Annotated in this window: 17 protein-coding genes; 13 read left to right on the forward strand and 4 right to left on the reverse strand. The window is 65.2% G+C overall.

The features are described 5' to 3' along the window. Positions 1-29 precede the first annotated feature (29 nt). The 5 genes from XH79_RS38210 to XH79_RS38230 all read left to right on the forward strand — a co-directional run bounded on the left by XH79_RS38210 (position 30) and on the right by XH79_RS38230 (position 4,600). A complete protein-coding gene (locus XH79_RS38210; RefSeq protein WP_271585187.1) occupies positions 30-803 on the forward strand; it encodes an ABC transporter permease in 774 nt (257 codons plus the stop codon). After that, complete coding sequence (locus XH79_RS38215; protein ID WP_212337965.1) at positions 800-1,585, forward strand: ABC transporter ATP-binding protein; 786 nt, start codon at positions 800-802, stop codon at positions 1,583-1,585. The genes XH79_RS38210 and XH79_RS38215 overlap by 4 nt, the downstream gene beginning before the upstream one ends. After that, entirely contained in the window at positions 1,578-2,810 is a 1,233-nt protein-coding gene (locus XH79_RS38220) for a Zn-dependent hydrolase (RefSeq protein ID WP_271585028.1), read from the forward strand. Before XH79_RS38215 ends, XH79_RS38220 begins: the two co-directional genes overlap by 8 nt. A 15-nt stretch (positions 2,811-2,825) precedes the next feature. Then, the gene (locus XH79_RS38225) at positions 2,826-3,539 is read left to right on the forward strand and encodes a phosphoribosyltransferase (protein WP_271585029.1); all 714 of its coding nucleotides are present in this window, start codon (positions 2,826-2,828) and stop codon (positions 3,537-3,539) included. Between the two features lie 140 nt (positions 3,540-3,679). After that, positions 3,680-4,600, forward strand: a complete 921-nt coding sequence (locus XH79_RS38230; protein ID WP_212337962.1) for a catalase family peroxidase — start codon at positions 3,680-3,682, stop codon at positions 4,598-4,600. A gap of 10 nt (positions 4,601-4,610) precedes the next feature. On the opposite strand, the gene XH79_RS38235 is transcribed toward XH79_RS38230, so the two are convergent. Together XH79_RS38235 and bamA are read right to left on the reverse strand one after the other, a co-directional pair. After that, positions 4,611-5,540 (reverse strand): helix-turn-helix domain-containing protein, encoded by a 930-nt coding sequence (locus XH79_RS38235; protein WP_271585030.1) that lies wholly within the window; start codon positions 5,538-5,540, stop codon positions 4,611-4,613. A 170-nt stretch (positions 5,541-5,710) separates the two neighbouring features. Continuing rightward, a complete protein-coding gene (gene bamA / locus XH79_RS38240) occupies positions 5,711-8,224 on the reverse strand; it encodes an outer membrane protein assembly factor BamA (RefSeq protein ID WP_271585031.1) in 2,514 nt (837 codons plus the stop codon). Between the two features lie 296 nt (positions 8,225-8,520). Between bamA and XH79_RS38245 the strand changes: the two genes are divergently transcribed. Next, entirely contained in the window at positions 8,521-8,889 is a 369-nt protein-coding gene (locus XH79_RS38245) for a hypothetical protein (RefSeq protein WP_271585032.1), read from the forward strand. 239 nt (positions 8,890-9,128) lie between these two features. Here the strand turns inward: XH79_RS38245 and XH79_RS38250 are convergent, their stop codons facing one another. Beyond that, complete coding sequence (locus XH79_RS38250; RefSeq protein ID WP_271585033.1) at positions 9,129-9,422, reverse strand: hypothetical protein; 294 nt, start codon at positions 9,420-9,422, stop codon at positions 9,129-9,131. Positions 9,423-9,471: 49 nt separating this feature from the next. Between XH79_RS38250 and XH79_RS38255 the strand changes: the two genes are divergently transcribed. The 7 genes from XH79_RS38255 to XH79_RS38285 all read left to right on the forward strand — a co-directional run bounded on the left by XH79_RS38255 (position 9,472) and on the right by XH79_RS38285 (position 20,767). Beyond that, complete coding sequence (locus XH79_RS38255) at positions 9,472-11,502, forward strand: TonB-dependent siderophore receptor (protein WP_271585034.1); 2,031 nt, start codon at positions 9,472-9,474, stop codon at positions 11,500-11,502. A gap of 1,191 nt (positions 11,503-12,693) precedes the next feature. Next, on the forward strand, positions 12,694-14,250 hold the full coding sequence (locus XH79_RS38260; RefSeq protein WP_271585035.1) for an efflux transporter outer membrane subunit: 1,557 nt from the start codon (positions 12,694-12,696) through the stop codon (positions 14,248-14,250). After that, positions 14,247-15,482 carry an efflux RND transporter periplasmic adaptor subunit gene (locus tag XH79_RS38265; RefSeq protein ID WP_271585036.1) on the forward strand — a complete coding sequence of 412 codons (1,236 nt, stop codon included), beginning with the start codon at positions 14,247-14,249 and terminating at the stop codon, positions 15,480-15,482. Before XH79_RS38260 ends, XH79_RS38265 begins: the two co-directional genes overlap by 4 nt. A gap of 1 nt (position 15,483) precedes the next feature. Then, a complete protein-coding gene (locus XH79_RS38270) occupies positions 15,484-17,436 on the forward strand; it encodes a MacB family efflux pump subunit (protein WP_271585037.1) in 1,953 nt (650 codons plus the stop codon). 90 nt (positions 17,437-17,526) lie between these two features. Next, the gene (locus XH79_RS38275; protein WP_271585038.1) at positions 17,527-18,240 is read left to right on the forward strand and encodes a response regulator; all 714 of its coding nucleotides are present in this window, start codon (positions 17,527-17,529) and stop codon (positions 18,238-18,240) included. Then, entirely contained in the window at positions 18,237-19,565 is a 1,329-nt protein-coding gene (locus XH79_RS38280; protein ID WP_271585039.1) for an ATP-binding protein, read from the forward strand. Before XH79_RS38275 ends, XH79_RS38280 begins: the two co-directional genes overlap by 4 nt. A gap of 62 nt (positions 19,566-19,627) precedes the next feature. Then, the gene (locus XH79_RS38285) at positions 19,628-20,767 is read left to right on the forward strand and encodes an MFS transporter (protein ID WP_271585040.1); all 1,140 of its coding nucleotides are present in this window, start codon (positions 19,628-19,630) and stop codon (positions 20,765-20,767) included. 6 nt (positions 20,768-20,773) lie between these two features. On the opposite strand, the gene XH79_RS38290 is transcribed toward XH79_RS38285, so the two are convergent. Continuing rightward, the gene (locus tag XH79_RS38290; protein WP_271585041.1) at positions 20,774-21,763 is read right to left on the reverse strand and encodes a Bug family tripartite tricarboxylate transporter substrate binding protein; all 990 of its coding nucleotides are present in this window, start codon (positions 21,761-21,763) and stop codon (positions 20,774-20,776) included. Between the last annotated feature and the right edge of the window lie 240 nt (positions 21,764-22,003).

The raw sequence follows: 22,003 nt of genomic DNA on the forward strand, positions 1-22,003 counted from the left end.
GCCTGATCGACCACCCGGATAGATAGTTGATGCGTCCCCTGGATCCCGTGACTTCAAGGCAGCGCATGGCCTATGGCCTTGCGTTCTTCGTGCTGTTCGTTGCCCTCTGGTCGTGGGCGACCTTCGGCGGCCATGTGTCGAAGACCTTCCTCGCCAACCCGCTGACCATGGTGCAGGAAGGTTACGACCTCTTGGCCAAGCAGGGTTTCGTCTACGACATCGGTATGACGATCTGGCGCGTCGTCGGGGGCTTCGCGCTCGCGGCGATCATCGCGGTGCCGCTTGGTGTGCTGATGGGCGCCTACAAGCCGATCGAAGCGTTCCTCGAACCGTTCGTCTCCTTCGCGCGCTACCTGCCCGCCTCCGCCTTCATTCCACTGTTGATCCTGTGGGCCGGCATCGGTGAGCTGCAGAAGCTGCTCGTCATCTTCATCGGCTCGGTGTTCCAGGTCATCCTGATGGTCGCGGTGACCGTCGGCGCCACGCGGCGCGATCTGGTCGAAGCGGCCTATACGCTGGGCGCCAGGGACCGCGGCATCATCCGTCGCGTGCTGCTGCCCTCCTCCGCGCCCGAGATTGCGGAGATCCTGCGGTTGGTGCTGGGCTGGGCCTGGACCTATGTCATCGTCGCCGAGCTAATCGGCTCGTCCTCCGGCATCGGCCACATGATCACCGACAGCCAGGCCCTGCTCAACACCGGCCAGATCATCTTCGGCATCATCGTGATCGGGCTGATCGGGCTCGTCTCCGACTTCCTGTTCAAGGCGTTCAACGCCTGGCTGTTCCCGTGGAGGCTCGCATGACGATCCTCAAGGTCGAACAGGTCTCGCGCACCTTCCCCGCACGCCACGGCAACGCGCCGACCCGGGCGCTGGAGCCAACAGACCTCACCATCGGTAACAACGACTTCGTCACCATCCTCGGCCCGTCCGGCTGCGGCAAGTCCACGCTGCTGCGCATCGTCGCGGGCCTTGACCGCCCGACCGGCGGACGCGTCACGCTCGACGGGCGCGAGGTGACCGGTCCGGGCGCCGATCGCGGCATGGTGTTCCAGTCCTACACGCTGTTCCCCTGGCTGACCGTGCGCGAGAACATCGCTTTCGGCCTGCGCGAACGCGGCGTGTCCGAAGCGGAGCGGAACAAGATCGCGGATGCCTTCATCCGTCAGGTCGGGCTGTCCGGCTTCGAGAACCACTGGCCCAAGCAGCTCTCCGGCGGCATGCAGCAGCGCACGGCGATCGCGCGTGCGCTCGCCAATGATCCAAAAATCCTGCTGCTCGACGAGCCCTTCGGCGCACTCGACAATCAGACCCGCGCCCTGATGCAGGAAATGCTGCTCGGGATCTGGGAGCGCGATCAGAAGACCGTGCTGTTCGTGACCCACGACATCGAGGAGGCGATCTTCCTCGGCAGCCGCGTCATCGTCATGAGCGCCCGTCCCGGCCGCATCAAGGCCGAGATTACCGTGGACCTGCCGCATCCACGCTCGTACAAGATCAAGACGACGCCCGAATTCGTCCAGCTCAAGGAGCGGCTGGTCGAGGAGATCCGCACCGAGGCGCTGAAGGTTGCCGAACATGCCTGACACTCAATCCCACGCCAATGGCGAGCGCGTCCTCGCCGACCTCAATGCGCTGCGCGCCATCGGCGCCTACAAGACCGGCGTGCACAAGCCGACCTTCTCCGAGCCGCACAGGCAATCGCTGGACTGGCTGGTTCAGAAGCTGCCCGGCGCAGGCCTCTCGGCTGCGATCGACGGCATCGGCAATGTGTTCGGGACGAGCACGAAGCCCGGGCCGAAGCTGCTGGCAGGCTCGCATCTGGAGAGCCAGAACTACGCCGGCTGGCTTGATGGCCCGCTCGGCGTCATCTATGCGCTCGAAGCTGCCCGCGTACTCAATACCGATCCCTCGGTGAAGGGCGCTGTCGAAGTCGCCGCCTGGTGCGACGAGGAAGGACATTTTGGTAGCTTCCTCGGCTCGCGCTCCTATGTGGGGCAAGTGTCTGAGGCTGAAATCGACGCCGCGCGCGATCGCACCGGCGGTCGCGCCATGCGTGATGCCCTCGCCGCGATGGGGCTCTCGGGGCGAGCACGTGTCGCCGTCGAGCCGGGCCGGCACGTCGGGTATCTGGAGGCGCATATCGAGCAAGGCGACACACTCGAGAGCAGCCATCTTGCGGTTGGTGTCGTGACCTCGATCGTCGGCATCTGGCAATACCGGATCAATTTCAGCGGCGAGCAGAACCACGCCGGCACCACGCGGATGGCCGTGCGCAAGGATGCCGGTCTCGCGCTGGCGAAGTTCTGCGTCGCGATCGACGAACGTTTTCCGACCGCATGCGGTCCGCGCACGGTGTGGACCACCGGCCGCATCACGCTCGAGCCGGGCGCGCCGAGCATCATTCCGGGCGGCGCCGAAATGCTGTTTCAGATCCGCGATGACAATCCCGCCGTCATCGCACGGCTGGAGGAGCTGCTGCGGACCATCGCGGATGAAGCCAATGCGAAGGGCCCCTGCACCGTCACCGTGGAGAAGATTCGCACCGGCGCGCCCGCGATGATGAACGCCGGCTTCCAGGACGCGATCGAAGCTGCGAGCAAGGCTCTTGCCGACGGACGCTCCATCCGCATGCCCAGCGGCGCCGGCCACGATGCGCAGATGCTCGCGACTGTCATGCCGGCCGGCATGCTGTTCGTGCCGTCGATCGGCGGCATCAGCCATCACTGGACCGAGAATACCGCCGATGCCGATATCGTCACCGGCGCGCAGGTCTTCGTCGACGCCTGCCGGCGCATCCTCAGCGGCTAGGCGGCCGATGCCGGCATGACCGCGGGCGAAGCTTATACCGAGACGACAACCGGCTATTGGCAGGAATTGACGCCGGACGTCCCTGCGCGCTTCTCGGCAGCGGCACCCTATCGCTTCGGCTACCCTGTCACCCTGCCCTGCGGCCGCATCCTGGTCCTGCCGTTGCGCCGACTACCCGATGGCGATCACGCGGTCGCCTCGCTCATCGCCAACCAGGCCTCGCACCTCGTTGTCGCGACGCTCGCCGACCACATGGCGACACAGGCGCGCGCATTCGACGCCGAGATCATCGTCGGACTGCCGACCCTCGGTCTTGCCTTCGCGTCGCTGGTCGCCGAACGGTTCGGACAGCCGCGCTATGTCCCGCTCGGCTATTCGCGCAAGTTCTGGTACGACGACGCGCTGTCCGAGCCCGTCACTTCGATCACAAGCCCCGAGGCCGGCAAGAGGCTGCGGCTGGACCCGAACCTGCTGCCGCTGCTCGAGGGACGCCGGGTCGTGCTGGTCGATGATGCGATCTCGACCGGAACGACGGCGATCGCCGCTGTGCGGCTGCTGCAGAAGATTGGCGTCGACATCGCCGGCATGGTCGTCGCGATGAAGCAGACCAATCGCTGGCAGGCCCTGGTCGCGGCGCTTCCGGTTCGCGCCGTCTACGGCTGCCCGCTATTCCAGCGTAGCGAGGCCGGCTGGATGCCGCTCGTCGAGACGCAGCCTGCCATTCCCTGATTGGCCGGGGCGCGATCGTAACGTTCCCGGACGCCGCAAGGCAGGTTGTCTTGAGCAGGATCGGGCAAATCCCGGCCGCTTTGGGCAAGACGCTGGTTCGCACAACACCTAGCCTGCCCGCCCCACGCGAGAAGGTTTACATGCCCGATGTCTCCGCCGCGACGCCTGTTTCGATCGTCGAAGCCCTGAAGGCGGTCGCCGGCAATCCGCCGAAGGTCCGCGCCAGCTTTGCCAAGGGCTGGTGCGTTCGCGGCACCTACACGCCGTCGGACCGCGCGGGCGAAGTCACGAGATCTCAGAGTTTTACCAAACCATCGCGCGTGCTGGCACGCTTCTCGGTCGGCGGCGGCAACCCTGCCGTCGCTGACACCAACAATCTGGTGCTGCGTGGCTTCAGCTTCAAGCTCGGCGACGACGATCACCGCTCGGATATCCTGGTGGAGAGCGCACCCGTGCATTTTGCGCGAACGCTCGACCAGATGCTGGCCTTCCTCGAGGCGCGCATGCCGGGGCCGGATGGCAAGCCGGATATGGCCAAGGTCGAGGCGTTCTCGGCGGCCAATCCGGAGACGCTCAACCAGGCGAGCTACATTGCCGCGCGTCCGCTGCCCGGCAGCCTTGCCGGCACGACCTATTGGGGCGTGCACTCCTTTCCAGCGACCAATGCGGAGAATGAGACGCGATTCATCAAGTTCAAGGTGGTCCCGGCCCGCGGCGAGATCGCGCTGAGCGCCGAGGAGGCCAGGACGAAGCCGGCCGATTTCCTGCGCGACGATCTGGGCGGCCGGATCGCTGGCGGCCATGTCCGCTTCAACGTCATGGCGCTGCTCGATCGACCCGGCGATCCCACAATGGACGTGACCATGCGCTGGCCGGATGAGGATCATCGCGAGGAAGTGCGGCTCGGCACGATCGTGATCACAGGCTTCGAACCGGATCAGGCCTGCGACGGCTCCATCTTCAATCCGGCCAACCTCGCCGACGGCATCGGCCACCCGCCGGACGAGATCTTTGCGGCGCGGCGCGCGGCCTACACCATCTCTCTCGCGAAACGGCGCTGAGCGCTGCGCCTCACGTCTCGCTGGAAGCGCCAAGCGCCTCGCGGCGCCAGGCTGCGGGGCTGACGCCGGTGATCGCCGAGAACACGCGCGTGAAGTGGCTCTGGTTGGCGAAGCCAGCCGAGATCGCGATCTCCGACAGCGGCAAGTCGCGGACGCCCATCAACTGCTTGGCCGCCTTGACGCGCTGATGCAGCAGCCATTGGTGCGGCGGCATGCCGACGGAGATTCGAAATGCGCGCGAGAAATGGCTGACCGACAGATCGAGCTCGGCCGCAATCTTCTCCAGCGAAAGCTTGCCGCCGAGGTCCGATTCGAGCCGCTCGCAGGCGCGTTTCGCCTGCCACGGCGCGAGCCCTCCGCGCGCAAGTCCGGCCGGGCGCTGAAGTCCGCCATAGGTCCGGGCGACATGAGCGGTCAGCGCGAGCATCATGTGATCGACGAAGAGCTGGTTGGCCTCGTCCGGCCGACGCAGCCCTTCCTGCAGCGATGCGCCGATGTGGCGGACGATTGCATCGTCATGGCCAACACCGACCTGGCAGTCGAGCTGGTCGACCCGCGGCGCATTGCTCTGGCGGGCGATGCCGTCGAGCGCCGAGCGTGGAATATAGAAGAACAGCGAGTGGAACGGCTTGTCGATGACGTAGCGCGGATCGTGCTTGAGGTCATAGAGGTAGGTTGTGCCGGCGCGGACGTCCGCCTTCATGATGGATTTGCCGCGCTCCCAGAGCTCGCAGTCAGGATAATCGTGAAGCTTCAGGCTGACGAGAAAGGCGTCTTCAGCCGCCAGCGAGCCGGACAGACCAGGCACCGGGCGGTCATTCCGCGTCTCGGTAACGGCGAGCTCGGCGCTGTGCAGCGACCGCGCCACCAGCGCGGGCGGCGCATCCTTCAAGCGCAGGAAATGCCCGAGCCTCTGTCCGTAGGCGCCTGCCTGTGTCATCGGTCAGCCCTTCTGTGGCAGTCCAAGTGCAGGCCACAGCGTCCCGCAGTTTCCACGGCGTATTATCGGACATCCGGCAACGACTGTCCACGCAGGCGCACGGGAGGCTCATCACAGATTTTCACAAATGCACGACAGATGCGGGAACTTTCCGCGGCCGGCGCGCAGCGCTAGAACGAGGTGCCCCCTCCGAACCTGAACTCCTGGACCATGTCGTATTTGCCCTTCGTGATCGGCACAGCGTAGTCGAAGCGCAGGGGTCCGAACGGCGAGGCCCAGATCAGGCCGACGCCGACCGAGGAGCGCACCACGTTGCCGTCATCATATTGCAGTCCGCAGGTCGGACAGGCCTTGGTGTTGACCTCGCCCGTGGCCGTCCACGACGTCGGCCCCTGATAGCCCCAGAGCGAACCGGCGTCGGCGTAGACCGCGCCCTTCAGGCCGACCTCCTTCGGCAGGAACCAGAACGGCATCTGCAATTCCATGGACGCGCCCCAGTATTTCGTGCCGCCGAGCGCATCACCGCTCGCGCCGTAATTGTAGTAGGTGATGTCGCGCGGGCCGATGCCGTTGGAGGCGAAGCCGCGCACGAGGTTCGGGCCCATCTGGAAGTGATCGAGCATGCGCAGATCGTTGTTGCCGATCTTGTTGAGGATGCCGCCCTGCAGGTGGATCACGTTGACGATCTCGGACACCAGCGGCGTGTAGTACTTGGTATCCACCGCGGTCTTGAGATAGGTGACGTCGCCGCCGACACCGGCGAAATCCTGGCGGAAGTCGACCAGCAATCCGTCCGTGGGGTTCTTGGTGTTGTCGAGCGTGTTGTAGTTCAGCGTGTAGCCGAGCGCCGACGTCCAGGTCGCGCCGTTCGCCAGTTCTTTCCGGACCGGCAGGCTCGACTCGCCGTCGCCGTAGCAGCCATAGCCATAGACGCCGGAATCCGTGGCATTGGTCGGGTCCACGCCGCCCAGGACATTCTTGATGTAGGCCGGCGTCGGGTTGTAGGCGAGCGAGGTATTCGACGCGTTGTTGTTGCAGTTATTGTAGGCGCTCGCGAGCGTGATGCTTTGCTGATAGAGCGAGTAGCGGAGCTGGAGCGAGAGATCCTCGCGCAATGCGAGGCCGATGCGGGGAGAGAAGCCCAGCGTCGTCACGCCATAGCTCGTATAGCTGTTCGACTTCTGCTGCTTCCAATAAGTGTCGAACCCGAGCGCCATCCGGTAGTCGAGCAGATAGGGCTCGACGAAAGACAGCGAGATGCCGCGCGAGTACTGGCCGTAGCTGACGGACGCCTTGGCGTAGAGGCCCTTGCCGAGCAGGTTGCGCTCGGAGACCGAGACCTCTGCCAGCGCGCCGTCGCTCGTGGAATAGCCGCCGGAGATTGAGAAGTCGCCGGTCGACTTCTCCTCCATGTCGACGATCAGAACGACGCGGTCGCTGGAGGAGCCCGGCTCGGTGACGATCTTGACGCTCTTGAAATAGTCCAGGTTCTTCAGGCGCCGCTCGGCACGGTCGACCAGCGCGCGGTTGTAGGCATCGCCTTCCGAGATGTCGAACTCGCGGCGGATGACGTAGTCCCGCGTGCGGGTGTTGCCACGCAGATTGATGCGCTCGATATAGGTGCGCGGGCCCTCGTCGATGTTGAACACGACGGACACGGTGTGCGCCTCGAAGTTGCGGTCACCGCTCGGCCGCACCACGGCGAAGGCGTAGCCGCGACGAGAGGCCTCGATCTGCATCTCCTCGGTCGACTTCTCGACCGATTCTACGTTGTAGAGCGAACCGACACCGACGCGCGAATAGGAGCGCATCGAGGTCGCGTCGAAATTGGCGATGCTGGAGCGGAAATCGACCGAACCGACGCGATACTGCTGGCCCTCCTCGATCTTGAAGGTGACGTTGAAGCCCTTCTTCTCCGGATCGTATTCGGTGAGCGCGGCCACGACCTGGGCATCAGCGAAGCCGTTCTTGAGGTAGAAGCGGCGGATGAGGTCGCGATCGGCCTCGATGCGGTCGGGGTCGTAGATGTCGTTGTTGCCGAGGAAGCTGAGCAGATTGCTCTCATGCGTCTTGATCACGTCGCGCAGGCGCGCGGCCGAGTAAGTGCTGTTGCCGATGAACTCGACCGACTTCACGCCGGTCTTGGCCCCCTCGACGACCGTGAAGATGAGATCGACGCGGTTGCTCGGCTGCTCGATGATCTCGGGTGTGACGCGCACGTCGTAGCGGCCGGAGCGGCGATAGATCTCGGCGATTCGCAGCGTGTCGGACTGCACCAGCGCCCGCGAGAAGGTCCCCCGCGGCTTGGACTGGATCTCGGCCGAGAGCTGCTCGTCCTTGATCTTCTTGTTGCCCTCGAAGGCGATGCGCCCGATCACGGAATTCTCGACCACCGACACGACGATTCGGCCGCCAGCCTGGTTGATCTTCACGTCCTGGAATAAGCCTGTCGCGATCAACGCCTTGAGACCTTCATCGATCGCCGGTTGATCCAGACGCCCGCCCGGCCCGGGCCTGAAGTAGGAGCGCACGGTTTCGGCCTCGACGCGGCGATTGCCCTCGACGACGATCGTCTCCACCGCCTGCGCAGCCGCCGGCTGCGGCAGCAGCGCGACAGGGACTGAACTCGCAATCGATACACCGCACATCACCACCGCGATCAGCCAGGGCCGCAAAAACGACATTCCACACCTCAAGAGCACCTAGCCTGCTCTGAAACGAGACGGCTGTGGCCGCGGTGTGGCTTTGTGATTGCTGCATTGTTTCTGGTCGTTCAATTTGATTGGCGGATCGGCACGCAATCGTAGCAGCCATGACGATCGGGCGTGCCGGCCGCGGTGACTGAACGGCATCGAGCCCGCTGCGAACACGGCTTGCCCATGCAGGCCTTCAGCAACATCGCGCAACGCCCGGATTCTTTACAGAGACTTAAGCCGGTGCGAGAGGCGGCGACATCAGGAACTCGCATGGGTATTCGTCGATGAACACGCTTCTCATGACCAGAACGGTGCTGGTCGCCTTCCTCGCCTCGACCTTGGCCGCTCACGCCGCGACCACCGGCAAGCGCGATCGACAACAGACGACGCAAAATACGGTCTATGAGTACGGGCCGCACGGCCCCAACCGGTCCTATCAGTCCGGTCCGCACACGCGCATCTATGTCAGCAAGCGGTCCTGGCTGGATGGAGGGACCGAGCTGCTCCCCGGCGAGCGCAAGTTCAGCGACTATGCCTTGCCGCCCGGCACCACGTTCGCGCGCGAGAACAACAACCGGCCGCTCGATCGCCAGCCACTCAGCCCCGACTCGGATCTGGGCGGGTTCGTGCAGAGAATCCCGATCTCGTGGTGACCGGCTTGCGGAGACTCTGCCCATCGTCTCGCCCAGCGAGACGATGGGTACTGTGCTGTCGCATACCCTGATATTCCGCCGCTCGTAAGCTGGCAATCGCGCGCCAGCGGATATGATGTCCGCGTGTGCGCATCTGCCGCACGCGGCTTGATGTTCTCCACACTCATCTTGAACCATTCCAAATTCGCTCATCGCAGCTTCAAGCAATTCTATTTTGCGCGTGTGGAATTCCGATCGTGTCACCAATAGAAGTCCGCATCGTTCGACGTGCGCCAGCATGCAGTTGCGCGCGTTCGATCGATATCAGTTCGGCGAAATTGGGGATCATCATCGGTGGGCGTTGCTTTGTCGGAGAGGAAACATCGTTGGTTTGGAAGCGCAGCTGCGATCAACGCCACGATGTTCGGTTCGGTCGTATTCGCATCTGTTGAAATTCTGGCCTCCCAGGCGCAGGCCCAGAACAGCAACCTGCCGCCAGTCACCGTCGAAGCGCCGAGCGCGCCGAAGGCGCGCAGCAGCAGCGCCGCGTCCAATCAGCGCACGCGGTCGCAACGCGCAGCCACGGCGAATCGCCGGGGCAATTTGGCAGCCAATCAGAATCGCGCACCGCAGGCGGCTGGAGGCGCGGCTGGTGCGACGACAGGTTACGTCGCGACCAGCGGCACTGCGGGCACCAAGACCAACACGCCGTTGATCGAGACGCCGCAATCCCTCTCGGTCGTGACGAAGAAGGAGCTCGAGGATCGTAACGTCCAGACGCTGAAGGACGCCGTCAACTACACGCCCGGCGTCACGACCACGGCGTTCGGTTACGATCCGCGCTTCGACGCCTTTTCCATCCGCGGCTTCGACGTGACCTATACAGGCATCTATCGCGACGGCCTGCGTCAGGGCGGCGGCAATTTCGCCATTCCCAAGATCGAGCCCTATGGGCTGGAGAGCGTGTCGATCCTCCGCGGGCCGGCGTCCGGGCTCTACGGGCTCGGCTCCCCCGGCGGCATCGTCGACGTCACGACGAAGCGGCCGCCGCAGACGGCGTTCGGCGAGGTGCAATTGCAGGCCGGCAATTACGATCGCTACCAGGGCGCCTTCGACGTCGGCGGACCGGTCCCCGGCAGCGACCAATTGTATTACCGGCTGACGGGCTTGCTGCGCGACGCCAAAACCTGGTTTCCCGGCAACGACGACGACCGCGCCTATATCGCCCCTGCCCTGACCTGGAAGCCGGACCTCGATACGACGTTCACGATCCTCGGGGAATATCAGACCAGCCGCACCGCCGCGAGCATCGGCAACGCGCGCACGGCCGATGGCAAGCTGACCAACATCTACTCGAACGATCCGGCGTTCAGCGCCATGGACCAGAAGCAGTTTCGCGTCGGCTATGCGTTCGAGCACAACGTCAATGACACCTGGACCGTCCGGCAGAATTTCCGGTTCTATCAGGTCAACACCGACGCGAAGTATACCCAGATCGATAGTCTCGACTTCGCGACCCAGACCGCGACGCGTTCGGCCTGGCGAATCCTCGACAATTTCAAGACCGCCACCATCGACAACCAGGCCGAAGCCAAGTTCATGCTCGGTGCGGTCAAGAACACCGTCCTGTTCGGCGTCGACTACAGCAATTCCCGTTACGACGACAAGATCGGGTACGGGCCGGCGCCCGATCTCAATCTTGCGACCATGAACTACGGCACCCAGGCGATCGCCACGCCGGCATTCTCGATCTTCACCAAGCAGTCGACCAACGAGATCGGAGTCTACGCGCAGGAGCAGGCCAGGCTCGGCGGATTCATCCTGACACTCAACGGCCGCCAGAGCTGGGTCTCGCAGAGCACGACGACGACGCTGGACGGAACGCCGCAGACCTCGGAGCCTTCGGCCTTCACCGGCCGCGCGGGCCTGAGCTATGTCTTCGACAATGGTGTTGCGCCCTATGTCAGCTATGCGACGTCGTTCAGCCCGCAAACCGGGGTCGACGTGACGGGTGCCACGTTCAAGCCGACCACCGGGGAGCAGACCGAAGCGGGTATCAAGTATCAGATGCCGAATGTGCCAGTACTCCTGACCGGCGCCGTGTTCGACATCAAGCAGGACAATGTTCTGCGCACCGATCCCAGTGCGGTTGCATTCCAGGCCGCAACTGGACAGATCGAGTCCAAGGGCGTGGAGCTCGAGGCCAAGCTGTCGCTCCAGTCGGGCTTCGATCTCACGGCGGCCTACACCCACCTCAACGTTGTGATCACGCGTGGTAATACCGATACGACCGGCAACGAGTATTCCGGCATTCCGAGAGACTCGTTCGCGGCATTCGGCAAGTACACGTTCCAGTCTGGCATGCCGGTGGAAGGGCTGGGACTGGGTCTGGGCGTGCGCCATATCGGCGCGAACTTCGGCAACGACCAGAATACGTTCGAGAACGCCGCTGTCACGTTGTTCGACGCCGTGATCGACTACGATCTCGGCAAGCTCGACCGCAGCTTCCGCGGCGCCTATATGCGCGTGAATGCCACCAACCTGTTCGACAAGAAGTATGACACTTGCCAGTCCGGCTATTGCTACGCCAGCGCACGGCGTCAGGTGATCGGGACGTTGAGCTACCGGTGGTAGCTGAAGTCGGCAAGTGCCGTAGGGTGGGCAAAGCGAAGCGTGCCCACCAATCATCAGTGGTGGGCACGGCGCTTTGCGCCTTTGCCCACCCTACGATTCCGCACTTGTGGCACGCAGCCTCCTCAATCTCGTCATTGCGAGCGCAGCGAAGCAATCCAGACTGCTGCCGCGGAAAGATTCTGGATTGCTTCGCTGCGCTCGCAATGACGGAGTGTGTGGCAGCACCTCAGTTCTCCGACATGCATTCGTAGGATGGGTAGAGCGAAGCGAAACCCATCACGCGCATCCTCCTCGCCGAAGCATGATGGGTTTCGCAAGTGTTCTACCCATCCTACGGCGTCGCAGACGCGCCTTTGCGTCCTCGCGGCTGATTTCGCCCGAGCTTTGCTTCGTCACGCCACCCTCTTGTCCAAGAGGGCGCAGGGAAGGCCGGGTGCCGGCTGGCACCCGCGGTCCGCTGCGCAAAAATGTAGCGCAAAAGAACCGCACAGCAGCATACAGGTGAAGCCCAACACACGGCCTTCCCTGCGCGATGGTCGGACGGCTTATGCCGCGCTCTCCCGGGAGCCGAGTTCGTTCTGGCCTCCCTCACCCCAGCGAAATTCACCGGCATCGCGCCGGTTGACGCGATCACCGCCTCCGCAAGAGTTTGACCGTAGCAACGACGGCCAGGACCACACGGTTTTGCCGTACGCACGGTCCGCCATTTCGCCGCAGTTTTCCCAGCCCTGTCGACGGAGCCGGAAACTTGACGACGAGACGAACCTGACAGCGCCGTTCGTCCGCACGAAGCCTTGGGGCTCACGGAGAGCAATCCGCCCTGCCCTCAAGCTCTCGCGCCCGACGCTGCCGCGTCCACCGCAAGCCCGGCTCGCGACAATGACGACCTCATGATCGCCCCTCAAGGTGAGCCGGGACGGACAACATGTACGACTAATCCGAATTTCGGTAAAGTGGAATATTTTTGCCGGGACTGCTTGACTCGGCCGCGAAACAGGGCCGATGTTGCCCCGACGAGCTCCCCGCCGCCGGCGCCGAGATGCGGCGCAACATCTGTTTACATTCAGCAACATTCGGGCTGCCGAAAGGCCACGATCCCTAGGCTAGTGGTTCCTGCCTCGTCCTGCCTCTCCGAGGGCCATGAGCGCCCTCCTCCTTTCGAGGCGAGGCCAGTGAACTTCAGCCGATTTGATGCCGTCACACTCGTCCGTCGAAATCCCCGCGCCTTCCGCAAAGGAGAACCGTCATCCGACGCCCCGCCCGCTGCGCAAAATCCTTTCCCGTGCCGGATCGGCGTGCCTCGCGCTGGCGCTGATCGGCTCATTGGCCGGCTGTGCCGTGGGCCCGGACTATGCAGGGCCGCCCCGGTTGGAGCTGCCGTCGCACTGGAGCGGCAACACTGCGCGGCGCGGCAGAGGCACGCTCGATCGCTGGTGGCTTCGCCTGCGCGATCCCTTGCTCAACCGGCTGATCGAACAGGCCGTCGAGGCCAATCCCGATGTAGCAAAAGCAAAAGCGGTGGTGCGCGAAGCGCGGGCCACGGTGCAGCAGACCAGCGCCGGCCTGTTCCCGTCCGTCAGCGGCTCGGCCTCGGCGACCGACAACAAGGCGAGCTCGGGCTCCGCATCAGCCGTCGTCGACAGCGCACCCTACGCGCTGCACCAGGCGAGCTTCGATTCGAGCTGGGAGCTCGACCTGTTCGGCGGCACACAGCGCAGCATCGAAGCGGCGGTGCGCGGCGCGCAATCGGCCGAGGAGGACTTGCGCGACAGCCTCGTCACCCTGATCGGCGACGTTGCCGCCTATTACGTCGAGGCACGCGGCTATCAGGCCCGGATCGCGCTGGCGCAGCGCACCGCGGTCTCGCAACGCGACACCGAAAAACTCACCCGCAGCAAATACGAGGCCGGCAGCGGCAACGCCGTCGATCTCGCCAAGGCCACCGCACAGGCCGCGAGCACCGAAGCCAACGTTCCGACCTACCAGGCCGCGCTCGCGGCCGACATCCATCGGCTTGGAATCCTGCTCGGACGGCCGCCCGATGGCGTCGCCGCACTGATGGCGAAGTCCGCACCCTTGCCGGCACCGCGCATGCCGCTGCCGACGGGCCTGCCCGCCGATCTTCTGATGAGCCGTCCGGACGTTGCCAGCGCCGAACGCAAGCTGGCGCAGGCGACCGCCAAGATCGGCGCGGCCGAAGCCGACCGCTACCCGGCGGTGTCGTTGACCGGCTCGGTCGGCACATCTGCGTTGCGCGCCGGCGATCTCGCCAAATATTCCAGCGTGAGCTGGTCGGTCGGGCCCTCGGTCACGGTGCCGGTGTTCGATGCGGGCAAGCGCCTCGCTACCATCCGGATCGCGGAGGCGCAGCGCGACCAGGCATTCGCGACGTTCCATTCGACCCTGCTCACCGCGCTCGAAGATGTCGAGAACGCCCTGGTCTCGCTGTCACAGGAGCGCGTGCGCGCGACCAAGCTGACCGAAGCGGCGAAGAACTACCGCGAGGCCGCAAAGCTGTCGCGATCGCTGTTCGAGACCGGCAGCGCCAGCTTCATCGACGTGCTCGACGCCGAACGCTCGCTCTATTCGGCCGAGGATTCGCTGATCCAGAGCAAGGTGTCGGCGGCCAAGGATTACATCGCACTGGCCAAGGCGCTCGGCGGCGGCTGGTCCGATCCGGTCGACGTGTCGACACCGATCATCGTGGACACCAACACGGGACCTCACGTCCGGGAGGCGCAGAAGTGACCGAGATCATCACCGTCAAGCGCGTGAAGATCGCCGCCGCGGTGGTTGCCGTGGTCGCGACCGGCATGGTGCTGGCGACGCGGGCCCCGGGGACATCGAGCAAGGCGCAATCCTACATCACCGCGCAGGTCGCGGTCAGCGATCTGCGCGAGGAGGTGCTCGCGAGCGGCACGCTGAAGCCCGCGCGGCTCACCGCGGTCGGCGCGCAGGTGTCCGGCCGGATCACCGCGCTCAACGTGCGCGTCGGCGACACGGTCAAGGCCGGCGACGTCATCGCCCAGATCGACCCCGTCACCAAACAGAACGATCTGCGCAACTCGGAAGCCTCGCTGAAGAATTATCGCGCGCAGAAGGTGGAGAAAGAGGCCGCCCTCGTGCTGGCCGAGGCCAACCTCGCGCGCCAGCAGGCGACGCTGGCGCAGCGCGCGACCTCGCGCAGCGATTTCGACAGCGCGGAATCGACCGTGCGCCAGACCCGCGCCCAGATCGCAGCGCTGGAGGCGCTGATCGTCGGCGCCGAGGCCAGTGTCGAGACGGCGCGGGTGAACCTGGAATACACCCGCATCACCGCGCCGATCGACGGCACGGTGCTCGCCACCGTTGTGCAGGAGGGCCAGACGGTCAACGCGGTGCAGTCCGCGCCGACCATCGTCGTGCTCGGCCAGCTCGAGACCATGACGGTGCGGGCCGAGATCTCCGAGGCCGACATCGTCAAGGTCAGGCCGGGGCAATCGCTGTACTTCACCATCCTCGGCGACCAGGATCACCGTTACGAGGCCCGGCTGGAACAGATCGAGCCAGCGCCCGAATCGATCAAGAACGACGCCAGCTTCTCCTCGACCACCACGACCTCGAGCTCAAGCTCGAGCACGTCGAGCTCGACCAGCACGGCGATCTACTACATCGGCGTCTTCAACGTTCCGAACAAGGACTATGCGCTCCGAACCTACATGACCGCTGAGGTGCACATCATCACCGGCGAGGCCAAGCGGGTGAAGGTCATCCCGGCGCTCGCCGTGATGCGGAAATCCGACGGGCGCAGCACGGTGCGCACGCTCGGCACGTCGGGCGACGTTCGCGAGCGCGAGGTCAAGACCGGCCTCAACGACCGCACCACCGTCGAGATCAGATCCGGCCTCGACGAGGGCGAACGGGTCGTGACGGGCGAGGCCAGCGAGCAGACCGCATCGCGCGGCATGCCGGGCGGCCCGCCCGGCGGCGGAGGTCCCTGACATGACCGATCCGATCATCGATCTCCAGAATGTCCGCCGCGAGTTCGCCGCCGGCGACACCACAGTGGTGGCGCTCGACGATTTCTCGCTGAGCATCCAGCCCGGCGAGATGGTCGCGATCATCGGTCAGTCCGGGTCGGGCAAATCGACGCTGCTCAACATCCTCGGCTGCCTCGACCGCCCGACGTCGGGCGCCTATCGCGTCGCCGGCAGGAACGTCTCCGAGCTCGATGCCGACGCGCTGGCGGCGCTGCGCCGCGAGCATTTCGGCTTCATCTTCCAGCGCTACAATCTGCTCGGCGATCTCACCGCCGCCGCGAATGTCGAGATCCCCGCCGTCTATGCCGGCATCAATGCACGCGAGCGCCGGATGCGCGCGAACGCGCTGCTCGAGCGACTCGGCGTCGGGACAAGAGGCGGCCATCGCCCGAACCAGCTCTCCGGCGGGCAGCAGCAGCGCGTCTCGATCGCGCGGGCGCTGATCAATGGCGCCGAAGTGATCCTGGCGGACGAGCCCACCGGCGCGCTCGACCGGCGCAGCGGCGAGGAGGTGCTGAAGACCCTGAAGGAGCTGCACCGCGAGGGACGGACGATCATCATCGTCACCCACGATGCCGATGTGGCCGCGCAAGCCGAGCGCATCATCGAGCTGCGCGACGGCAGGATCGTTGCCGATCGCCGTACGGAGACCGCGGGCGCATCGGAGCCGGTCGCCCGCACGGCATGGGACAGCGGTGCCGGCTGGACCGGCGCGCTGGGACGCCTGCGGGAAGCATCGCGCATGGCATTGGTGGCGATGGCCGCGCACCGGCTGCGCGCGTTCCTGACCATGCTCGGCATCATCATCGGCATCGCCGCGGTATCGTCCGTGGTGGCGCTCGGCAACGCCTCGCAGCGCAAGGTGCTTTCGGACATTTCCAGCCTCGGCACCAACACCATCGAGGTGTTTCCGGGCAAGGATTTCGGCGATGCCCGCGCCGGCAAGATCAAGACGCTGGTGCTCGACGATGCCCGCGCGCTCGACCGGCAGGGTTTCATCGCCGGCGTCACCCCGACGGTGTCGACCAGCACCACGGTGCGCTATCGCGGCAATGAATCCAACGTGCTCGTGAACGGCGTCGGCGAGAGCTATTTCCTGGTCAAGGGCGCCAAGCTGGCGAAGGGCCGCCTGTTCGACGCGGACGCCGTCCGCAACATCGAGAGGCAGGCCGTCATCGACGACAACACCAGAAAAACCTTCTTCGCCGACGACCAGACCTCCGGCATCGGCCGCGTGATCTGGCTCGGCAAGGTGCCGTGCCGCATCGTAGGCGTGATCGCCCAGCAGCAGGGCGGCTTCGGCTCGAATCAGAATTTGGCGGTGTACCTGCCCTACACCACCGTGCAGGCGCAGTTCACCGGCGACCGGGCGCTGCGCAGCATCCTCTTGCGGATCAGCGACGAGATCTCGACCAATCTGGCGCAGGACGCGGTGACCACGCTCCTGACGCAGCGGCACAACACCCGCGACTTCGTCATCCTCAACACCGACGACATCCGCCGCACCATCACCAGCACGACGCAGACGCTGGCGTTCCTGGTCGCCGCGATCGCGGTGATCTCGCTGGTGGTCGGCGGCATCGGCGTCATGAACATCATGCTGGTGTCCGTCTCCGAGCGGATCAGCGAGATCGGCGTGCGCATGGCGGTCGGCGCGAGGCGCAGCGACATCCTGCAGCAATTCCTGGTGGAGGCGACCCTGATCTCGTCGATCGGCGGCATCGCCGGCATCCTGATCGCGGTCCTGCTCGGCGTCGCCATCAACGTCGCGGTGCCCGGCTTCCAGGTCAGCTATTCCGCATTCTCGATCGGCGCGGCGTTCCTGACCTCGACCGGAATCGGGATCGCGTTCGGCTTCTTCCCCGCCCGCCGTGCCGCCTTCCTCGACCCCGTGGTGGCGCTGAGCCGTGACTGACCGTAGGATTGCACCATGACCGTAGTTCTTCGGACGAGACAATCGTCCGCAAATCGACCAACGATCGGCGCCCCCGATGCGATCTCAACCATGACCAACGGCACGCCAAACATCCTGATCGTCGAAGACGACCAGCCGACCCGCGACCTCATCTCGCGTTATCTGCGCGAGCACGCGTTCGCGGTCAGCGCCGTCACCAACGGCAGGGAGATGGACCGCCACCTGTCGCAAAACCGCGCCGACCTGATCGTGCTCGATTTGATGCTTCCAGGCGAGGACGGCCTCAGCCTCTGCCGCCGCCTGCGGATGGAAACGGCGACGCCGATCATCATTCTCACCGCGAAAGGCGAGGATCTCGACCGCATCCTAGGCCTCGAAATGGGCGCCGACGACTATCTGCCAAAGCCGTTCAATCCGCGCGAGCTGCTCGCCCGGATCAACGCGGTGCTGCGCCGGCACGCGAGCGGCCTCACGGCGGCCTCCACGACGACGCGGCTGAAGTTCCAGGGCTGGACCATCGATCTGCGTCTGCGTGAATTGCGCGATCCTGAAGGCGCGCAGGTGCCGCTCACCAGCGCCGAGTTCGACCTGCTGCAAGCCTTCTGCGAGCGCGCCGGCCGTGTTCTCGGCCGTGACAGCCTCTTGAACATGACGCGCGGCCGACCCGGCGGAAGTTTCGGCCGCAGCATCGACGTGCTGGTCAGCCGTCTCCGCCGCAAGCTCGACCGCACCGAAGACACGTCGATGATCAAGACCATCCGCACCGGCGGCTACATCTTCACGCCAAGGGTGGAGGAAGCATGAGCCGCGCCGCCGACATCCTGGCGCTGTTCAGCTTCAGGCGGATCAGTGGCCAGATCGCCGCCCTGATCCTGGTCTCACTGCTCCTGATCCACCTCTCGATCGCCGGGTATTTCCTGCTCAACCGGCCGAAGCTGCTGACCGACACGCCCGTCGAGCAGTTCGAGCTGATCGCGCGGATCATCACCAACACACCCAAGGCGGAACGTACTCTCGTCCTCGACAGCATCAGCCGGACCTTTCCGGCGCTCAAGCTGCAATTGCGGGACGGTGTTTCCACTTCCGTGACGCCGCTGCCGGCGCGGACACCCCTGCCCATCCCGTCCGCGCTCGGCGGCCGGGCCGAGCTCATTCGCGGCACCGGCGCGGAAGATAATCGCGTCTGGTTCTACCTCGCCAAAGACGACGTGCTCGAAGCGACGATGGGATCGCCCCAGATACCGGCCTTCGTCAGCGGCCTCTGGACCTCGACGCTGCTGTTCCTGGTGGCGAGCGTCACGCTGCTCGGCGTCTGGGCCGGCCGCGCGCTTTCCTCGCCGCTGTCGGCCTTCGCGCGCGCGGCGGAGAACTTCAGCCTGAACCGGACCTCGCCGCCGCTGCCGGAGAATGGGCCGGAGGAGATCAGGTCCGCGGCCAGAGCGCTGAATCGGATGCGCGAGCGCATCACTGCGCTGATGAACGACAGGACGCGCATGCTCGCGGCGATCAGCCACGACCTGCGCACGCCGATCACGCGGCTGCGGCTGCGCTCGGAATATATCGAGGATGCGGCGCAGCGCACGCAGACCGTCCGCGACCTCGACCAGATGCAGTCGATGCTGGAATCGGTGCTTTCCCTGCTGCGCAGCGAAAGCCCGGTGAAGCCGACACTGGTGGACGTCGCGGCGCTGCTGCAGATGGTCTGCGAGCAGTTTTCCGATTGCGGCCATGCGGTGACTTATTCGGGCCCCGATCGCGCCGCCTTCGTGCTGCGGCCGGACGAGATCATCCGCGCGGTCACCAACCTCGTCCAGAACGCAACGCGCTTCGGAACCAGGATCGACGTCGCGCTGTCGATATCGGAGGATCATCTCGTCATCGACGTGTCCGACGATGGACCCGGCATTCCCGACGACAGGAAGGCGGCGATGCTGGAGCCCTTCGTCCGCGGCGAGGACGCCCGCACCATGGACGAGACGACCGGATTCGGCCTCGGCCTCTCGATCGCGCAGTCGATCGTGACCGCGCATGATGGAACCCTCGAGCTGCTCGACAATACGCCGAAAGGCCTGTGCGTCCGCTTACAGCTTGCCAAGACCGGCAACGCGCCGGAGGCGTCGCGGCCATAAAGTCGCGGCAATCGTCGGGCTTTTCGGCCTCGCCTCCTTCATCGCGCTTCCCCGGAGTTCCAATGTCTTCCGCCGACCGGCCGGCGACACGCCTTGCGACGCGGCTTGCCTTCCTTGTCGCGGGCTTCGGCATCGCGTGCTGGGCGCCGCTGGTGCCGTTCGCGAAGACGCGGCTCGGCGTCGACGACGGCATGCTCGGACTGCTCCTGCTCAGCCTCGGCATCGGCTCGGTCGTCGCTATGCTGCTGACCGGGATCATGAGCGCGCGCTATGGCAGCAGGCCGATCATCGTCGCCGGCGGGCTCGGTCTCGCGCTGGTGCTGCCGCTGCTGGCCATCGCGAGTACGCCAGCGACGCTCGCGATGGCGCTGTTCGCATTCGGCGCCGCGCTCGGCTCGATCGACGTCGCCATGAACATTCATGCGGTGGAGGTGGAGCGCGCCGCGAAAATTCCGCTGATGTCCGGCTTCCACGCACTGTTCAGCATCGGAGGCTTCGCCGGATCGGCGCTGATGACCGCGCTGCTGTCGCTGCAGCTCGGCCCCCTCGCCTGCACGCTGATCTGCTCGGTCCTGATGCTGATCGCGATGACGGTGACCTCGCCCCGGCTGCTGCGCTCCGTGCAGGTGCAGGACGGGCCGCTCCTGGTGCTGCCGCACGGCTTCGTCCTCCTGCTCGCGCTGCTCGGCGCCATCACCTTCCTCGTCGAAGGCGCGATGCTCGACTGGGGCGCGCTGCTGGTGATTGGTGCAGGCCTCGTCCCGGAGGCGCAAGGCGGGACCGGCTACATCGTGTTCTCGATCGCGATGACGGTGGGGCGGCTCGGCGGCGACGCCGTCGTCGCGCGCATCGGAGACCGCGCGACATTGTTCTGGGGCAGCCTCATTGCGATCGGAGGCTTCGTGGTGCTGCTCACAGCGCCCATCGCGGCGGTTGCGATGACCGGCTTCCTGCTGATCGGCCTCGGCGCGTCGAACCTCGTGCCGGTGCTGTTCCGGCGCGCTGCCTGGCAGACGGTGATGCCCACCGGCCTCGCGGTCGCCGCGATCACGACTGCGGGCTATGCCGGCATCCTGATCGGTCCTGCCGGCGTCGGCTTCGTCGCGCGCCTTGGCGGATTGCCGACGGCGTTCTGGCTTCTGGCCGCGCTGATGTGTCTGGTCACACTGTCGGCGCGCATCGTCACGCGCCCCACCGGTTGAGTCGTCTCAAAACCTCTCCAGCCCGATCGATTTGATCATGCGCGACAGGCTCGCCGAAGTCGCCTCGACGAGGCGCTGGAATTCGGCCGGATTCGAGTCGCTGTCCGGCTCCATGCCCTCGGCACGGTAATTGGCCTGCATCGCCTTGTCGGCCATGGCAATGCGCGTCGCCTGCGCGATCCGGTCGATGATCGCATCGTTGGTCTGCCGGGGCGCGAACAGGCCGAACCAGCCGTCATAGCGGAGGCCCGGCATGCCGGATTCGATGGCGGTCGGGATATCGGGGGCCACGCTCAGCCGCTTTTCGGTGGCGACCGCGATCATCCGGATCTTGCCGGCCTCGCTCCACTGCTGCAATTGCACCGACATCACGGCAATGATGAGAGGGATCTGGCCGGCGAGAAGGTCGTTGCTAGCCTGCGCGATGCCCCGATACGGGACATGGACGATGTCCAGTCCGCCCGCCTGCAGCTTGAAGGCTTCGCCGACGAGATGATTTCCGCTGCCGATACCGGGTGTCCCGTAGGACAGCTTTCCCGGATTGGCTTTCGCGTAGGCAATCAGCTCACGCAGATTCGTGACGGGCACCGACGGATGGACAACGAAAACAAGCGCGCTGGTGATAAGGCGGCAGATGGCGCGGAAATCGTCCATCGCATAGGACGGATTTTGCGATAGCAGCGGAATGGCCGCCTGCGTGCTGTCGTTTCCGAGCAGCAGCGAGTAGCCGTCGGGCTTCTCGCGCGCGACCGCCGCTGTCCCGATTGCGCCGCCCGCGCCGGTGATGTTTTCGATGAAGACGGATCCGAGCAGCGACGACATCCTCTCTGCCCAGGGGCGCCCGATCTGATCGCCCGATCCGCCAGCCCCGTACGGGATCACCAGGCGAATCGGACGGGATGGATAGTCGGCGGTCTGTCCACTGCGCGGAATCGCCGCAAGCGCGGCTGCGCCCGACAATGCATGGACGATCTGTCGCCGCGAGAAGGAGGGCATATTGGAATCCGGAAGCCGATTGTCACGGCCCGAGGCAAGACCCGCTCCCGGACGATGCGCTTCGCAGCAATCGGCGACCGACGTCGATGCTCCGTCCGGACTATGCGGCGGCGTCACCGCCATGTCATGTGCTCTAAGCCGTTACTTTTAAAACAATATTTCGGAAGACGGCCGACCCACGCGGTCCACGCAGGGCTGCTGGCCCTGCCCACTGCTTTCGGCCAGTTTACTGTACGGTTC

The sequence above is a fragment of the Bradyrhizobium sp. CCBAU 45389 genome (assembly GCF_028128625.1).
GTDB classification, from domain to species: domain Bacteria; phylum Pseudomonadota; class Alphaproteobacteria; order Rhizobiales; family Xanthobacteraceae; genus Bradyrhizobium; species Bradyrhizobium liaoningense_B.

Bases quoted from the DNA above. Each gene is read 5' to 3' on its own strand.
- bamA (WP_271585031.1), bottom strand. From the start codon at position 8,224: ATGTCGTTTTTGCGGCCCTGGCTGATCGCGGTGGTGATGTGCGGTGTA.
- XH79_RS38280 (WP_271585039.1), top strand. From the start codon at position 18,237: ATGAGCCGCGCCGCCGACATCCTGGCGCTGTTCAGCTTCAGGCGGATC.
- XH79_RS38290 (WP_271585041.1), bottom strand. From the start codon at position 21,763: ATGCCCTCCTTCTCGCGGCGACAGATCGTCCATGCATTGTCGGGCGCA.
- XH79_RS38260 (WP_271585035.1), top strand. From the start codon at position 12,694: ATGCCGTCACACTCGTCCGTCGAAATCCCCGCGCCTTCCGCAAAGGAG.
- XH79_RS38230 (WP_212337962.1), top strand. From the start codon at position 3,680: ATGCCCGATGTCTCCGCCGCGACGCCTGTTTCGATCGTCGAAGCCCTG.
- XH79_RS38270 (WP_271585037.1), top strand. From the start codon at position 15,484: ATGACCGATCCGATCATCGATCTCCAGAATGTCCGCCGCGAGTTCGCC.
- XH79_RS38235 (WP_271585030.1), bottom strand. From the start codon at position 5,540: ATGACACAGGCAGGCGCCTACGGACAGAGGCTCGGGCATTTCCTGCGC.
- XH79_RS38225 (WP_271585029.1), top strand. From the start codon at position 2,826: ATGACCGCGGGCGAAGCTTATACCGAGACGACAACCGGCTATTGGCAG.
- XH79_RS38285 (WP_271585040.1), top strand. From the start codon at position 19,628: ATGTCTTCCGCCGACCGGCCGGCGACACGCCTTGCGACGCGGCTTGCC.
- XH79_RS38215 (WP_212337965.1), top strand. From the start codon at position 800: ATGACGATCCTCAAGGTCGAACAGGTCTCGCGCACCTTCCCCGCACGC.
- XH79_RS38275 (WP_271585038.1), top strand. From the start codon at position 17,527: ATGACCAACGGCACGCCAAACATCCTGATCGTCGAAGACGACCAGCCG.
- XH79_RS38220 (WP_271585028.1), top strand. From the start codon at position 1,578: ATGCCTGACACTCAATCCCACGCCAATGGCGAGCGCGTCCTCGCCGAC.
- XH79_RS38245 (WP_271585032.1), top strand. From the start codon at position 8,521: ATGAACACGCTTCTCATGACCAGAACGGTGCTGGTCGCCTTCCTCGCC.
- XH79_RS38210 (WP_271585187.1), top strand. From the start codon at position 30: ATGCGTCCCCTGGATCCCGTGACTTCAAGGCAGCGCATGGCCTATGGC.